The sequence below is a fragment of the Pedococcus sp. P2_E5 genome (genome assembly GCF_056403895.1).
Genome location: NZ_JBFUEP010000024.1, coordinates 35,164 through 49,674 on the forward strand (window position 1 = coordinate 35,164; position 14,511 = coordinate 49,674).

General features: G+C 65.2%; 19 protein-coding genes. 9 read left to right on the forward strand and 10 right to left on the reverse strand.

Annotated features, from left to right (window positions below; genetic code table 11):
* Positions 1–91: 91 nt before the first annotated feature.
* Positions 92–376: a hypothetical protein gene (locus AC1DVZ_RS09895; protein ID WP_477618018.1), complete on the forward strand. Its 285-nt coding sequence runs from the start codon at positions 92–94 to the stop codon at positions 374–376.
* A gap of 231 nt (positions 377–607) precedes the next feature.
* Here AC1DVZ_RS09895 and AC1DVZ_RS09900 read toward each other — a convergent pair whose 3' ends face one another.
* Positions 608–859, reverse strand: coding sequence for a hypothetical protein (locus AC1DVZ_RS09900; protein WP_477618019.1), 252 nt, complete (start codon positions 857–859; stop codon positions 608–610).
* A gap of 335 nt (positions 860–1,194) precedes the next feature.
* On the opposite strand from AC1DVZ_RS09900, the gene AC1DVZ_RS09905 reads away from it, so the two are divergent.
* Complete coding sequence (locus AC1DVZ_RS09905; protein ID WP_477618020.1) at positions 1,195–1,365, forward strand: hypothetical protein; 171 nt, start codon at positions 1,195–1,197, stop codon at positions 1,363–1,365.
* A 541-nt stretch (positions 1,366–1,906) separates the two neighbouring features.
* Positions 1,907–2,668 carry a hypothetical protein gene (locus tag AC1DVZ_RS09910; protein WP_477618021.1) on the forward strand — a complete coding sequence of 254 codons (762 nt, stop codon included), beginning with the start codon at positions 1,907–1,909 and terminating at the stop codon, positions 2,666–2,668.
* Positions 2,669–2,720: 52 nt separating this feature from the next.
* Here the strand turns inward: AC1DVZ_RS09910 and AC1DVZ_RS09915 are convergent, their stop codons facing one another.
* Complete coding sequence (locus tag AC1DVZ_RS09915; RefSeq protein ID WP_477618022.1) at positions 2,721–3,389, reverse strand: hypothetical protein; 669 nt, start codon at positions 3,387–3,389, stop codon at positions 2,721–2,723.
* 597 nt (positions 3,390–3,986) lie between these two features.
* On the opposite strand from AC1DVZ_RS09915, the gene AC1DVZ_RS09920 reads away from it, so the two are divergent.
* Both AC1DVZ_RS09920 and AC1DVZ_RS09925 read left to right on the forward strand, forming a co-directional pair.
* Positions 3,987–5,039 (forward strand): hypothetical protein, encoded by a 1,053-nt coding sequence (locus tag AC1DVZ_RS09920; protein WP_477618023.1) that lies wholly within the window; start codon positions 3,987–3,989, stop codon positions 5,037–5,039.
* Between the two features lie 136 nt (positions 5,040–5,175).
* Positions 5,176–5,985 (forward strand): hypothetical protein, encoded by an 810-nt coding sequence (locus AC1DVZ_RS09925; RefSeq protein ID WP_477618024.1) that lies wholly within the window; start codon positions 5,176–5,178, stop codon positions 5,983–5,985.
* 145 nt (positions 5,986–6,130) lie between these two features.
* Here the strand turns inward: AC1DVZ_RS09925 and AC1DVZ_RS09930 are convergent, their stop codons facing one another.
* A complete protein-coding gene (locus tag AC1DVZ_RS09930; RefSeq protein ID WP_477618025.1) occupies positions 6,131–7,000 on the reverse strand; it encodes a nuclease-related domain-containing protein in 870 nt (289 codons plus the stop codon).
* Positions 7,001–7,153: 153 nt separating this feature from the next.
* Complete coding sequence (locus AC1DVZ_RS09935) at positions 7,154–7,873, reverse strand: hypothetical protein (protein ID WP_477618026.1); 720 nt, start codon at positions 7,871–7,873, stop codon at positions 7,154–7,156.
* Between the two features lie 92 nt (positions 7,874–7,965).
* Between AC1DVZ_RS09935 and AC1DVZ_RS09940 the strand changes: the two genes are divergently transcribed.
* Positions 7,966–8,640, forward strand: coding sequence for a TetR/AcrR family transcriptional regulator (locus AC1DVZ_RS09940; protein ID WP_477618027.1), 675 nt, complete (start codon positions 7,966–7,968; stop codon positions 8,638–8,640).
* Between the two features lie 222 nt (positions 8,641–8,862).
* On the opposite strand, the gene AC1DVZ_RS09945 is transcribed toward AC1DVZ_RS09940, so the two are convergent.
* From AC1DVZ_RS09945 to AC1DVZ_RS09960, 4 genes are all read right to left on the reverse strand, one after another.
* Complete coding sequence (locus AC1DVZ_RS09945) at positions 8,863–9,171, reverse strand: hypothetical protein (RefSeq protein ID WP_477618028.1); 309 nt, start codon at positions 9,169–9,171, stop codon at positions 8,863–8,865.
* A 142-nt stretch (positions 9,172–9,313) separates the two neighbouring features.
* Positions 9,314–9,805 (reverse strand): SigE family RNA polymerase sigma factor, encoded by a 492-nt coding sequence (locus AC1DVZ_RS09950; RefSeq protein ID WP_477618029.1) that lies wholly within the window; start codon positions 9,803–9,805, stop codon positions 9,314–9,316.
* Positions 9,802–11,067: a hypothetical protein gene (locus tag AC1DVZ_RS09955; protein ID WP_477618030.1), complete on the reverse strand. Its 1,266-nt coding sequence runs from the start codon at positions 11,065–11,067 to the stop codon at positions 9,802–9,804. The genes AC1DVZ_RS09950 and AC1DVZ_RS09955 overlap by 4 nt, the downstream gene beginning before the upstream one ends.
* Positions 11,068–11,169: 102 nt before the next feature.
* A complete protein-coding gene (locus tag AC1DVZ_RS09960) occupies positions 11,170–11,802 on the reverse strand; it encodes a class I SAM-dependent methyltransferase (protein WP_477618031.1) in 633 nt (210 codons plus the stop codon).
* A gap of 294 nt (positions 11,803–12,096) precedes the next feature.
* Between AC1DVZ_RS09960 and AC1DVZ_RS09965 the strand changes: the two genes are divergently transcribed.
* The 3 genes from AC1DVZ_RS09965 to AC1DVZ_RS09975 all read left to right on the forward strand — a co-directional run bounded on the left by AC1DVZ_RS09965 (position 12,097) and on the right by AC1DVZ_RS09975 (position 13,509).
* A complete protein-coding gene (locus tag AC1DVZ_RS09965) occupies positions 12,097–12,369 on the forward strand; it encodes a hypothetical protein (RefSeq protein WP_477618032.1) in 273 nt (90 codons plus the stop codon).
* A 137-nt stretch (positions 12,370–12,506) separates the two neighbouring features.
* Positions 12,507–13,034: a TraR/DksA family transcriptional regulator gene (locus AC1DVZ_RS09970; protein WP_477618033.1), complete on the forward strand. Its 528-nt coding sequence runs from the start codon at positions 12,507–12,509 to the stop codon at positions 13,032–13,034.
* Between the two features lie 37 nt (positions 13,035–13,071).
* Entirely contained in the window at positions 13,072–13,509 is a 438-nt protein-coding gene (locus AC1DVZ_RS09975; protein WP_477618034.1) for a carboxypeptidase-like regulatory domain-containing protein, read from the forward strand.
* Positions 13,510–13,638: 129 nt separating this feature from the next.
* Here AC1DVZ_RS09975 and AC1DVZ_RS09980 read toward each other — a convergent pair whose 3' ends face one another.
* Positions 13,639–13,932, reverse strand: coding sequence for an antibiotic biosynthesis monooxygenase family protein (locus tag AC1DVZ_RS09980; protein ID WP_477618035.1), 294 nt, complete (start codon positions 13,930–13,932; stop codon positions 13,639–13,641).
* Between the two features lie 73 nt (positions 13,933–14,005).
* Positions 14,006–14,416, reverse strand: a complete 411-nt coding sequence (locus AC1DVZ_RS09985) for a nuclear transport factor 2 family protein (protein WP_477618036.1) — start codon at positions 14,414–14,416, stop codon at positions 14,006–14,008.
* Positions 14,417–14,511 lie beyond the last annotated feature (95 nt).

A 14,511-nucleotide genomic window follows, 5' to 3' on the forward strand; every position in this document is an offset into this window, starting at 1 on the left:
CGCCGCGAGCTGGGCGGTCCCACCCTGCACGAGTGATGTGAACTACGTCGGCCCATGCCGCTGAAATGACCTGGGGCCCTACTCTGCCCGAATGGATGTCCACATTCTCTGGCACGTCAGTCACGCTCGAAACCTGGACGGTTCGCCAGTCGAACATCGAGTCGCGAACGGGGAACTGCTCATCGACGAGGAGTTCGACAACGTCAAGATCATCGGCGTGTACAGCGACGACCCGAGCGTGCAGGCCGCCATCGGCAGGGCGCGGCTCCGTGAGGGATTTCGCGACGAGCCTGACTGCTTCATGTCCGACCGGTACACGCTGGATGAAGACAACTGGACCGACGGGTTCGTGACGATCCCGCGCGGGAGCGAGTAGACGCCACGGGGCGCGCACCTGCGGAATCGCCGCCTGCGGCTCGGGTCCGTGGCTCCGCAAGCGCGCACCCAACGCTTCGCTAGATCCCCTCGCCCTCTGAGTGAGGCATCCACGACATGCCGCGATCCGAGCGGCGCGTCATACCGCTTGTCGGTCCGCTGAAAGCGTCCGCTCATGGCGCGTGGGGACAACTACCATCGCCCGGCTCTGCCGATGCGTGTCGCAATGTTCTCAACGGCGGACTGTTGATTCTCGTTGACGATCGGCTGCCTTCACGGCCCAGCGCACGCCCCAGCCCAGCGCAGCCAGGGGAAGCATCATGCCCAGCGCCGCCCCTACGGCAGACGGCCAATCCTCGGTGACCTGATCCCACCTGGTGACGCTCTGCCCGATGCTCGCCACCAGCAGGAAGGTCAAGACGGTGATCACCAGCCACGTTCCCGACGGCGTCGCCCGAACTCGCCTGCGCCACTTGTCCAACACGCGGGCAGCGTAGCCTTGCCACCGCGTCGGACCGCAGAGAACGTCCTAATGCCTCGCGATCCGGGTGTGTCTTTTCGCCGCCAGCCGGGCTATCCAATCTGCACTCACATGCCGACGAGTGGGAAGTCAGCCCATCCCTTGCCGCCGCAGTGTCTCGTCGATTGCACGCCGGTGGCGCCTCTGACAAGGATGCAATCCGCAACATCCGAGGACGCAGTTGATCTACAACCAGACCCTCGACCTGTACGGTCCGGCGAGGTCACCGAGATCGACAACGCCGACGACGAGGCGATGCCGGCCTGCCACACGATGTTCCAGTTCTACGTGCGCGAGGCATGTGCGACGCCGACGACAAGACTGGTGGCACGCCCATCTACATCCAGTCGCCTGATGAGGGTTGCCGAGTACTGGTCACGACGGTCGTCAACACCATGGAGCTGCGGGAGGAGACGCTCAACGAGATCGAGTTCGTAGTCATCGACTACATCCCGAAATGGCCCTTCTGAGCACAGTACGCCGACATCATCAACGCCGGAGGGTGGAGTTCTACAACGTGCTACGCGAGCCCAAGGAGGTCGCCTACCTGCGCTTCGCCAGTGTCTGACAGGACGGGAGACAGCACGAGCAGTCCTGTCCAGCAGCAACTGAAACCCCGGAAGGGGTGAGAGCAGGAAGCTCGCGACGAGGAGACATATGCGTGCTCAGGCACCCGACGGGTCCGTTTGCCCGCCGTTTCTGTCCATGGCCACTGGCATGCTCATGGGTGAACTCATGAAGGAGGTGGACTAGATGGGCTGGTCTACGAACCTGGCGCTCGTGATGCTTCTCGCGTCCCTGGTGGGATTGGCGAAGCAGGTGCTCTTCGTCTCCTATGCCAAATGGCTCCGAGAGCGTCACAACGTCACGGACGCTGAGAAGCGGACCGCAATGCTGATGCGCTCAGCATCCTTCTTGGGGGACCGCCCTGCCAGGCTTTCTCGTGGAGAACGTTCAGACGTTGACACCAACTTCAAGCGCCGTCTGCCGCCCGCGGCCTAGCGTCGCCGCATGACTGAGGGGAAGAAGTCGGTGTCCGAACACATTGAGAGCTGGCTCGAGACGAGCGGTAACGCCTTGGAGCTGAGGACAGCGCAGGCGTTCTTGAAGACCACCCACTTGGTTCAACACTCCTATCACTACGTCCTGCGCGAAGGGGGTACTAGGGAGGTCGACGTCGTTGCCCGCTATATCAATGGGTCGAGCGGGCCGGGTTCCGTTGAGGTTCGCGTCATCGTGGTGGTGGAGTGCAAGTCACTGAAACAGCCGTGGGTCCTCTATCCGGCAGACCGTCGGAAGCTCGACGCGGACGACTCGCTGTACAAGCTCTACTTGAAGCGTGAGTCGAAGCCCAACGGCCACGTGATTAGGGCTGAGGGATTGCACCACTCACCCATCTTCCAGTCGCAAGAGCACTACTACGGCATCGTTGACACGAACCAACAAAAGGACATGACGTACGCCGCCGTAAATCAAGCCTGGAGTGCTGTTGCTGGCGTGGCCAGGATGATCACCAGTCAAGATGCCAATGACGCGATCGTCACGATTGTGGTGCCGGTGGTGGTCACAAACATCCCGCTGTTCTCAGTCCGCCTTCGGGAAAATGGTGAGCCCGAGATCGAGCCCATCGAACGGGCTCTCCTCATCACACGGATGGGAAGCCATAGAGGGGACCGTCCCGTTTGGGTGCTGAATGAGTCCGTTCTTGAGGACTTCACACATGAGATCGCGAGCTTGTCCCAGCAGCTCTTCTTCAGCGTGCGTCCGCAGTGACTCCTAGCTACTTGGCTTGCTTGGGCTAAGGGCAGCCGGCTACAACTCGTCGTCAGAGGCCTGCCGCCGCTGCCGCTCCAGTTTGCGGCGCAAACTTCTCGTCTCTGCGGCGCTCCTCTTCGCGATTGTGGGCGGCGATGTCCCGACGCTCTTGAGCACGCAGGCGGACGTCAACGATGTAGTCGTCGAGGATCGAAGCAGCACCCTTACCTGCCGAAGACATGATGGGCCCGGCGATGTAGATGATCACAAGGCTGCCGGCAACTGAAAGCGCTGACGCCGTGATGCCCATGTCCTTGACCGTTACCAGGGCGGCGGTCACTGGGGCGCTGGCCGCACTCGCAGTCAGTTGGACCCAATCATGCGGCGGACTGCCAAACACCGGCAGGGGAGTCTGCCTGAGGAGTGCCTCGAGGTAGAGCTCAGAAGTTGTCGGCATCATGCTGACGTCGAACTCGTGAGGTTCCAGCCCCGAAAGCGCCAACTCCGTGACCAGGTTTCGTTGGACGGCGACGTGCAGTACCTCTTGAAGGGCTCTGGGGCCGTTCTCAAGCTCGCCGACAACGAGTCCCTGCACGTCGGCTTTCGCGAGGTCGACTGCCTCGACATCCGGGATGGAGGTCACCGAGACCGTCATCGATCGCCATTGCTCCGGCATCGACGTGGCGAAAGTCGGCTCGAGAAGGTACTGGACCTTGACGCTCCAGTTCGAGTTGTCCATTGAACAGCCCCCGCTTCGTCCTTGATTCGCTGGCACAGGCTAGCGGCTAGACCGGCTGTTTCTCGATGACCTTGATGTCTTCGACAGGGGTGACGAGCTTGATGGCATTACGGACCTGCTGTCCGCTAGCTACGATCACGGGATAGGTCGCTCAGGGGCGTGGCCAACTCCATAGGTGTGCTGGAACCCATCAGTCGCGCTCTCTCCGAGCCTCGGCTGCTCACCTGATTCGGGGCGCATCCGCGTCCAGCCGACCGTCATCCGCACGTGCGTCATTCCGCCGCGCCCGCCCATCCGCGGATCCGCGCGGGCTCGGCGAGCTTCAGTTCATGCCAGAAGAGTCCGTCTCGGTGGGCATCACGCCCTCTTTGGAGACACGGGCTACATCTTGGCCGAGCCCTCCGGCGACGAAGGCACTTCTGTCGGTTGCGCCCGTGTGACGTCAGGGCTCTGCGCTAGACAGGAGGCGTGAGTTGCGCGGAAGGCGCGCACCTCCCGAGAGAAGGACGCCCGCCCGTGGCTGCTCCCCTGATGGCCCCAATGACGGGGGCTCTGGTGTGGCCGCACCTCCGCCGACCGTGCATTCCCCTTGTGTACTTGGACTTAAACCACATCATCGCGATGGGGCGAGTCCTTACCCAACACCCGAAGGCGGAGCGGCGCTACGAACGCCTCTTTCAGTGCGCTTCGCAAGCCGCCAACGAAGGTCGTGCCATCTTTCCGCTCAGTGACTCCCACGTGTGGGAGATCAACAAGATCGCCGATCCAAGACAGCGTGGGGACCTCGTCGAGGTCGTTGCACGGTTGTCGGGGTTCCAGTACCTGCTGTGTGGGGTGGTGATGGCGCGTCTTGAGCTCGAGGCGGGCATCGCGGCTCTTCTTCGTGAGCCAGTTCGGCCTCCCATCCCCTTGGTGCGCCCCACTATGGGTCATGCCTTTGGCGTGGTTGGCGGCCTCAAGTTCACCGACCGCGACGGCAACGATGTGACCGATCGGACTACGAAAGAGATGGGTGAGGCACGCACAGCTCAGTTGAACGTTGAGTTCGAACGTCAGGCATTGCGGGGGCCGCTAGATGACGAACTACCACGACTCCGCCAAGAGTTCGGCTACCGACCAGAGCGAGCCATCGAAAGCCACGAGAGCCGCGTCGGCTATGAGCGCGAGACTGCTCGGCTGCTAGACGAAAATGGGGAGTGGCGGCGAGGCCGGCTTCGGGACTTCATCAGTGCTCGCGAGTTCATCCACGAGTGGCTCGATCTCTATACCCAGATCAAACTGGAGCGGCTCGAGCAGGGGCGACCAGCGTTCGAGCCGTCGGACAGCGACTCGCGACAGCTAATGGGCGGCTTGCCCCACGTGCAGGTGGCAATCAGCATGAAGACACGATTCCACCAGAACCCTCGACATGTGTGGACCAGCAATCACCTCACCGACATCGACGCACTGTCCTTGGCCGTCCCCTATTGTGACGCGGTGCTCACGGACAGGGAGGCCCGCAATGCTGTCCAGATGTCCCGCGAACTGCGAAGCCTGGGCACCTTCATCCCTACGGGTCCAACCGAGCTTGCCGACTGGCTCGACGATCGGCCGACCGTAGACGACCCGGCGGCTCTCGTACGGCATCCCGTTTTCCCTGCCCGACAGTAACGCTCATGCGAACGCCGAGAATATCCCTGGCCTGCAGTGGCCCGTGAATCGTTCGCCCATGCCGCGATAGAAGGGAGGCGCGGGACGAGTCGGCACATCCCGCTTCGCTCGGCGGCACGCCCGTAGGCTCATCGCCATGCCAGGCATCATGTTCCCGCGCGGCGCAGAGTTGCGGCTCCCTCCCGGTTCGCTCGCGATCCGGATGACGGATGACGGACGGGTTGAGATGGACCCAGTGTCGCCGGAGTTGCGCGTCGAGATGTGGACGCACTGGCTGCAGGAGTCCGTGGACGGCGCCGTTGCCGCGCTCGACGCGCAGGTGGCGATTGCGGCCGAAGTCGCGGCGCTCGCCGGGGTAACTCCGGCAGGCGACGAGCAGGGACTCCAGGACCTCCTCGACGCCGAACTCCGAGCGTCTATGCGGACGATCTCTGCCTCGGCGTTCGCCGTCGACGCCTTCTACGCATCCGTGCAGGCGCGCTCGCCAGACCACCCGCACCGCGAAAAGTGGCGCACGCCCAGGGCTAACGGTCGTCGCACTTCCCGGCACACCATCGTCTTCGAGACGCTGCGCTACCACCTGAATATTCGCCCGGCCGCGGCACCCGAGTATCGACGACGGGTCACCGACCTGTTCCGCTTCCGCGGTTGGGCGGTTCACGCGGACGCCAAGTTCCGCCCGGCGATCCAGCGGACAGACCTCGACCGCGGGGTCGACTGGCACTACGTCGCGTTCCGAGCCGAAAACGCGGTCGCTGTAGTCGGTGGCACGCTTCAGATGCTAAGCGCCCTAGTGGACGTGTTCGGCAGGGGCTCGCACGAGATGCGGGAGTGGCAGCCTCACGCCCGGGATGCCTTGGACGCGGTGATCGCCCGCTACGACGCCGAGGGCAGGCTGCCGCGTATCCAATGGCGGGAGGGCGACACCTCCGGCACCGCAAGCTGACGCCGAGACACAGGTAGGCAACTTGCCCTACGGCCGACGGGGCGTGAATAGCTTGGGCGGCGTCGGTGGTCAGCTGCGAGCAACAAGGCGCAGCCAATTCGAAGTTGGCACGGCGCGTCTTACCGCCGCGTTGCGTCGCAGCCGGTCAGGCCGCTCGCAGCGACCGTGCGAGCGTTCGGTGTATCTCAGCGACCACATCGGCTGTGAGCGGGCCCGCACCTTGCAGCTGGGGATAGAGCTCCTTGGGCCACAGTGCCTGCACGCTGCGCGTGGTGAAGGCGCCACCGATGAGTGGCCAGTCGGCTTCGACGAAGCACAGCACCCCGTGGACTGGAACGTCGTCCTTCAGCACCGCGCGCACGACGTCGATCTGCTTGAGCACTCCATCAACGAGCTTCGTGCAGTCGCGCGTGCCGACGAGCAGTCGTTCAACGCGAGGGCGGAGAATGCCACCCTCGATCTTGAGGTGAGGACGTCCACGGTATTTCTTGGCGTCGATGACGTACACGCCGCTGGCAGTCACGGCCAGGTGATCGATGTTCGCAGTACTCCTGGGGATCCGCCGGTCATGCAGCAGCCGAAGCCTGTCCGAGGCAAGCGCGTTGAGCCCCTTGCCAAGTCGTTCCTCCCCCAATGCGCCGACGTCCCAGGCTGCCGTCGACTGCGGCTCGTCGCTGATCGCGAGTAGCAGGCCACCGAGTTTGGGGTGCTTGGCTCGGACGCGTTGGTCACGTCGCGCCTTGCGCCGCTCGAACTCTCGGCGCGCTGAGGCGCCCGCAGTGCCGCCGTCGAGAACCTCAATGGCGGCCGAATCGAGAACCTCCAAGTCGACGGGCCCCACCACCTGCGGGGTTTCGGGCACCACCGACGGGCTGACGCCATGACTGACACACCGGACCGTCCTCGTTGCTCGCTCGTAGATCGCCTCGCACCTGGCGGGAAGCTCAACACCGCACACCCGGCACACCCCGGCATAGCGCAGACGCATCTGCTTCTCTTCCGATCCCCCGTCCACGCTGACACCGTAGGGCGACCAGTTCTACGAGGAAGGCGATTTCCGTCATACGCCTTGGATGCGTCACACCGCCGCGTTCAGGGCAGTTGCCTCGGCGCGGAACCTGCGTAGACCGCGCCCGCGTGCGCGACCTCAGCGCAGCCCTCATGGTGGTCATGACCGGACGAGGCGCACGCCCGTCGCGACGAGCCAGACCAACCAGGCGGCGAACCCGGCGAGCCCGACGAAGATCAGCGCTGAGCCGTCGGCGATCGCAAGGTTCCCGACCCCTGCGACGAGCAGCAAGCTCCCGCCGCCCAGGCCCAGCCGCCGCTGCCAAGGCGGAGTCAGCCCGCTCGCGTGCGCGGCGAGGGCCGCGCCGACAAGGGTGGCGCCGACCATGGGCAGTGCAAGGGCGAAGGCCGCCGCGTGCAACTGCCAGACGAGCTCGAACGCGGCCGTCGGCTCCGCGAGCCCACCGGCAGAAAGGGCGAGCCCGACCTGCAGCACATTGACCACCACGAAGATGGCCGACAACGCTGCGCCAGCGGCCACGGCGACGCGCGACCAGTCGGCGCCCGCTCCGCCACCCCGTTCCACCAGGCCGTGCAGGCCGGTCACGAACACGAGGAGCAGCGGCAGATACACCGCCACCAGGCCGGACGCGATCGCGACCGCGCCGCGGTTGGCCGCGTAGTAGGCCAGCACTTCTTCGATCGGAGCGCCGAAGGACGTTGCGCCCGTTGCCGCCAGCACGACGTTTTCGATCATCACCGACACTGCGAGCGCGATTGCCGCGACGCCGACGAGCCGGCCTCGATTGAGCCGACTGTGGCCTTGCGCGGCGGCGGTGGCGGCGGCGGTTTCCTGTGGCGATCTCATCTCATGCTCCATGTTTCAGACGGTTCGTACACCGTACTCGTACGTCGTACTATGAACGTACGCCGTACCATTGTCAACAACCGTTGGAGGGAGCGAAGTAGCCCGTGGCTGCAGGGAAGCAACGACAGGTCGCGTCAGAGGTAGGGCTCAGCAAGCAGCGGGTGGTGGTCGAGGCAGTCCGGCTCGCCGACCGCGAGGGCGTCGGCGAGTTGAGCATGCGCCGCCTGGCGGGCGAGCTGGGCGCCGGCGCGATGTCGCTCTACCACTATGTGGCGGGCAAGGAGGAGTTGCTGGACGCCATGACCGACGTCGTGTTCGCGGAGATCGAGCTCCCGCCTGAGGGGGCCGATTGGCAGTCGGCGATGCGGAAGCGGTCGGTCTCCGCCCGAGACGTTCTCGCCCGCCACCCCTGGGCGATCGGCCTGATGGAGTCGCGGACCTCGCCGGGGCCGGCACACCTGCGCCACCGCGAAGCGGTCACCGCCTGCTTGCGCAAGGCCGGCTTCTCGGTGGTGATGGCGACGCACGCCCACTGGATGCTCGACGGCTACGTCTACGGCTTCGCACTCCAGGCAAGCAGCCTGCCGTTCGACAGCGCCGATGAGTTCGCGGACATGGCGGCGGACGTCTTCCTGCCCCAGCTTCCTCCTGACCAGTTCCCCTTCCTCAACGAATCCGCCGCGGCGCTCGTCGCTGCCGGCTACGACCCGGCAGAGGAGTTCGTCTTCGGCCTCGACCTCGTCCTGGCCGGCCTCGAGCGCCTCAGAGCCTCCGATTAGGACCCTCGCGCCGCTACAAGGCCACACGGACCGTAGAGAGGGCCCATGCGAATAGGAAACGTCGACGTCCGACCCCGCGGGGCGCTGCAGGCTGCCTCAGGGATGATCCTCGTGTCGGTGCTTCTCTCGGTGGTGCTGATAGTCCGGCTCAACTTGCTCCTGCGCTGAGCTGCGTGTGCCGGATTACCCAACCCGTTGGACGTATGCGGGTCTTTCCGCCGCCTAACCGCCTACTCCCTTGGCGTACTCAACGGCGAAGTGCTCCGCGATAGTGGCAGTCGTCTCGCAACCCCAGTCGCGCCTCTCAGACCAGGACATGGCATCGCCCTCGTCCGAGTCGCAGACTCCGCTCCCCGATCCGCAATCTTGATGCAACGCCAGCACGCGGCGCGAGAGAGGGTCCTGAATCGTGTTGAGGCGTCGCATGGATTCGATCCACTGCGATTCGGTGCCCGGCGAGTCATCGACCTCATGCACCACGTCTACATTGAGCCTCTCGCTGGCTTCCTCGTCGTACTCGTACTTGGTCATGAACTGACCATATGAGACACGCAGCTTTTGCGGGCGTGAATCGCGGCACCCTTGAGTTGGTGTGCAGACGCGTGGCCGGTGCGGCCCGTATTGCGCTCGCCGACGTGCGTCACATCGCCGCGAGCCGGTCAGCCTCCCTGGGTTAGGTCGCGGCCGCTGACTGCTCCTGCCCGGACTGCTGGTTGCGCAGCCGCGCGAGTGCGTCGCGGGTGTGCGACTTGACGGTTCCCACAGAGATGTCGAGCGCCGCGGCCGTGTCAGCCTCGGTGAGGTCATTGAAGTAGCGCAACACCAGCACCGCGCGCTGCTGATGTGACAGGCTGCGTAGGTCCTCGAGCAGCCCGATTCGGTCGGCGAGGTCTACGTCTTGGTGCATCGGCTCCGCGAGCACCTCGGTGGGTACCTCTCGCCAGCGGCGACCGCGCCACCGGTTCACCGATTCGCGCGCGAGTACCTGCCGGATGTATCCCTCCGGATGGTCCTGGATCCTGGACCATTTGGGCACTACCTTGATCAGCGCTGACTGGACCAGGTCCTCCGCGTCGTCACGGTTGCCGGTGAGCAGGTACGCGGTGCGCAGCAGCGCGTCCCTGCGCGCGACCACGAACTCCTCGAAGTCGGCGTATCCGGTCATGACGCACCCCGCTGAGTCTTGAGCGCGCCACCGACCAGGTCAGCGGCCAGCGAGACGTGTTCAGGTGCTCCCGCGGCGACGACCACCCGACGCAAGGCAGGGTCGTCGAACTGCGTGTCGGGCTGTGCAGGTTCGCTGCCGAACGCGGGGATCCTGATGTGACGGACATCCAGAGCAACCACAGTCCGGTTGTGGTCCGGCTGGTCTTTCCAATGCCCGAGCACGAACTCGTTCCCGATGTACAGGACATCGCACAACACCGGCACCTGGACCCGTCCGGGCCGACCTGACGCTGGCCGCTCGTTACGGAGGGTGGGCGGCGAGCACGAGTACGGGCCGCCTCCACTGATGTTCACCTCGAGGCCGTTGTCCTTGTACGGCGCCCCGATGAATGCGCTGCCCAGGTACGGACGGGAGAACGCCCCCACGTACGAGTAGTGCTGGACCAACCTCGGCGCCGATCCCGGCTCCCACACCCATCCGTTTGCGTCGTTTACACCGCCGTCCTTCGAGTAGTAGCCGAGGTGGTGCGTGGCATCGATCCACGCGCCCACCCCGAGCCGAACGCCGGTGATCGCGTTCGCGTCCTCCTGGCCGGTCACCAGGTCGTGCACGATCACGTCCGCCGGCTCGCGCGCCCCCACCGCACCAGGGCCGCCTGGATAGGCGATCCTGCGGCCGTCGGGCGACAGGCTGACGCGCACCCGCGTCAAGGGGTCGGGGTTCCCGGGGTCGCCGGGTTCGGCGGGTAGCTCGATGGGCAATGTCCCGAACGTGCCGGTCTGCGCAACGAGGCCGACCGCTGTCGGCCTGCCGCCACCCACGCGAGGAACCAACCAGACAGCGGTCAGCGGACCGGGAGTCTCGCCGAGGTCCGGTAGTGCTTTCCCGATGGGGTACTCGATCGGCAGTCGGACGCCAGATGTTGCCGCAGGCAGTGGGTGCGCGCGGTTGCCGTCACCATCGACCAGGCGCACGCCAATTCCGGTCCCGACGACGCTCACCACCAACACCGAGGTCGCAACTGCCGCGACCCTGACGCGATGAGCGCGCTTGCCGCGGGCCCACAGCTCAGCTGCGGCCACGCCTCCCCTGGGTGCGTCCTCGGCCAACTCGGCCAGCCGGTCGTGCAACGTGTCCATGCCGTCCTCCCAATCCGAAGCCTCACCCATCAACACGCAATGAGCGAGGCATTTGGAGGGGGGCCATTCGAACGAAGCCAAAGCGACGTCATCCTCGACCCCACCAGCAATCAGCGCCACCCGCGCCTGCCCACCTGGTTCCCGCACCCAGGAGCGCACGCATCTGCCGCGATCCGCGCGGTGCGTCATTCCGCCGCGAGATGACCACAGGCAGGAGCCGATCTATGAGCCGCCCGCGTGATTGGTCGAATGTGCCTCTCCTCTTGAGAGTTCGGCTCGCCACCAAGCGCCGCCCTCGATCCGCTCGACCCGGCGCAGGATGAGGTCGCCGTGAGCAAAGTCCTCCAGCTCTACACGGGACAGCGGCCACGGCGGTCCCTTCACCTCGGACCCTTCGTCCCGGGTGGTCGCAAGGACCAGCAGCGTGCCTTCTGGTGCCACTAGCGAGCCGATCTTCTGCGCAGCTTCCATGTGCTGCTCTGGCGGCATCGATTGCACGGTGAGACTTTCTACGACCAGGTCGAACCGACGCTGCCACTCACCAGGAAGATCCAGGACATCGGCAACGAGGTACTTCACCTCGCTGGCGGGATACTTCCGCCGCGCTGCAGCGATCGCGGTCGGCGCGAAGTCGAACCCGGTGGTGCGATATCCCAGCGAGGCAAGGTACTCGGCGTCAGCTCCGTAGCCACACCCGACGACCAGCGCCTCGCGGCCACCCCCGGCCAGGTTCTGCGCCTCAGCCCACGCCACGAGCTGTGGACGAGGGGCGCCGTAGTCCCAGGGCGGCTTGGCCCCGCCCGCCTCCGCGCCGGCGTACATCCCCTCGAACATGCCGAATGGCTCGCTCGTCACCGCTCGACTCTACCGACCACGTTGTTTCAAGGCACCAGTCCAGACCAGAGAGGAGGCATGAGGGACTGATCCACCAATCGGTGACGACTCGTGCCTGTCCCATTCCGCCGCGAGCCGGCTAGACGGAGGCGTCGCTTGCCGGCGGTCCACGACAGTGCTAGCCGAGGCAGGGTAGGTGATTACCCGATCCACCATCGGCCGTTTGCCAGTGGAGTCCAGCCCATTGCCCGATCAGTCGAAGCCGGCGTCAGGCGTTCAATGGAATGACCGACGACCTCCGCAAAGGCGGGCCCGATGTTCCACTCGACGCACACACAGTCCAATGACCCGGTGGCCGCCTGCACCGTCGACGCGGTCCATCGACGAGACCACCACCACGAAGGTGAAGAGACCTGCCACCCCCACCTGATCGAGATCGTCCACCTCGGCCGCAGAGCCGTCGCGGTATGCCACGACTGTTGCCGGGACTCCGGCTTCCTACCGGAGCGCGACGCCGACCGGCTGGCCTCCGCCCACCGCCACGAGACGGCCGCGGACGGGGACTCCAGCTTCTCGCGGGTGGCGTGAGCCCCACATCGCTGTTTGAGTCAGCCGCATCGGGCGCGAAGTCGGCGAAGTCCCTGGGTCACACCGCCGCGAGCAGGTTAGTCCGGAACCCAGGCGTGGCGATGGCGTCGGGTGGCTTCTAGGAGGAGGCTGCGGAGATGGCCCGAGCGCTTGACCATTCCTCATCCGAACGCGCCGAAGATGGCACCAGGACGGAGGTTGATCTCGAGGCCGCTGCTGAGCGATTGCGCGAGGAGCGGGACGAAGTGCGCGCCCGGCTTGCCAGCATGACAAGAGATCTCGAGGCACTGTTCGCCGCATCGGCGGATTCGAATGCCGATGACGAGCACGACCCCGAGGGTCAGACCATTGCCTACGAACGGTCACAGTTGGCGGCGCTGATTCAGGGGGCGCAGGACCATCTGGCCGGTATCGAGGCCGGCATGCTTCGACTGAAGCAGGGCAGCTACGGGATCTGCGAGGTGTGCCACCAGCCATTCCCGCTGCACGGCTGGACGCCAGACCAACCGCACGAACCTGCATTCAGCACGCCACGCCCGTCAGAGGTTGAGGGAGACGGTGCGGCTGTAGCCCGTTGCGGCCCCGATGCCGCAGCCTCCGGCTCGGTTGGATCGTCCTCAGGGAAAGCTCGGTCCTCCCCCGCATTCGCTGGCCTGCATTGTTGAGGCGCCCCGTTCCTTGTCGCTGTGACGCACCTCGTTCATGGAGCGTCGGGGCGCGCTTGAACGTCTCATCGACGTGCGCGTACGTGGAGTACTCACCGTTGCCCTTGCCGGGTTGCTTCTCGCCGGTTGCGGCGACCATAGCCCTGGGACGACTCTCGACCAGTCGGGCGTTACTGGCCGTGTCCACCTGGGGCCTCAGTGTCCCGTCGAGACCGAGGGTGAGCCATGCGAAGACAAGCCGGCCGCAGGCTCGAGGGTCACCGTTGCCAAGCAGCTGTCCGGCGACTCGTATGCCGGTGGGCACGTGGTCGCGCGCACCACGACCGACGCAGACGGCGGCTACCGCGTTGTCGTGGCACCCGGAAAGTACGTCGTCACAGCCGACGCCGGCATGTCCTGCGAGCTGATGGACGCGCAAGTCGAGGCCGGCGCGTACTCGAAGGTCGACATTTCCTGCGACACAGGGATTCGCTGACCGTCGGGTGACAATGTCCAGGCCGCAAGCCGAACGGCCGGTCTCAGCGAATGCGATCAACCCCTGCGTCTTCGGAGACCTCAGGGGGCTCATGCCCGCGGAGCGCTCAAGCCCGACCAAGCAGGCGGACTAGGAAAGCTGCCCGATTCTCGTGACCTTGAACGGAGACGCCACCAGGTCGAAGACCGGTGCGTAGACACCCGTGCTGAGAGCCAGTTCTACCGCTGCCCTCTGCTCTTCAGGGGACTCCCACTCGGCGATCTCGACCAACCCATCAGGGTCATCGATCGCCTCGTACACCGTGCTGCCCAGAAACCCGGGCGCCTGAGGCCCGTGCGCCGCTGAGATGTCAGCGAGCAGCTTCTTGAGCTCTGCCCGCACGCCGGGCTTCGCCTGAAACTCGATGACGACCTTGATCGGCATGAGGCTCTCCTTTCGATCCATTGACGTGGGTCCTGGTGCAGAGGCGGGGTGGCAGCCCGAATGCCCCTACGCGTCACGTAGCCGGCGCGTCGGCGAAGAATGCGTCAACCTCCTCTTGGTTGGCGCACCAACCCCAAGCCTCGACGATGCGCGCGTCTTGGTCGAAGCGGAGGACGTGCCCACCCGTCGTGTCGAGCGCGCGCCCCAGCCTGCGTCCCTGAATTCGGCAGACAGACACCACGATCTGTTGGTTGGCGGCCAGGGACTCGACGAAGATCTGCCACTCCTCAAGCGGCTGCATGCGTGCGGGCATGTCGGTGAAGTAGGCGTCCCCCGAGTAGTCACCGGAGAGGTCGGTGTCACCCGGAACGTGCCACACGAAGTGGCTCGCGAAGAACCGCTGTCTTTCCTCGTCGGTCGCGGCCGAGCCGGCTGCGTAGAACGCACTAGCGGCTGCCAAATTGCTGCGCTCGGAATCACCCATCACGTCATTATCGCCAGATGCAACGAGCGCCGGAAGCAAGTCTTTGGTGAGCGCTTGGGGGTCTCAGCGACCGAATTGACGTGCCGCTGCGCGAG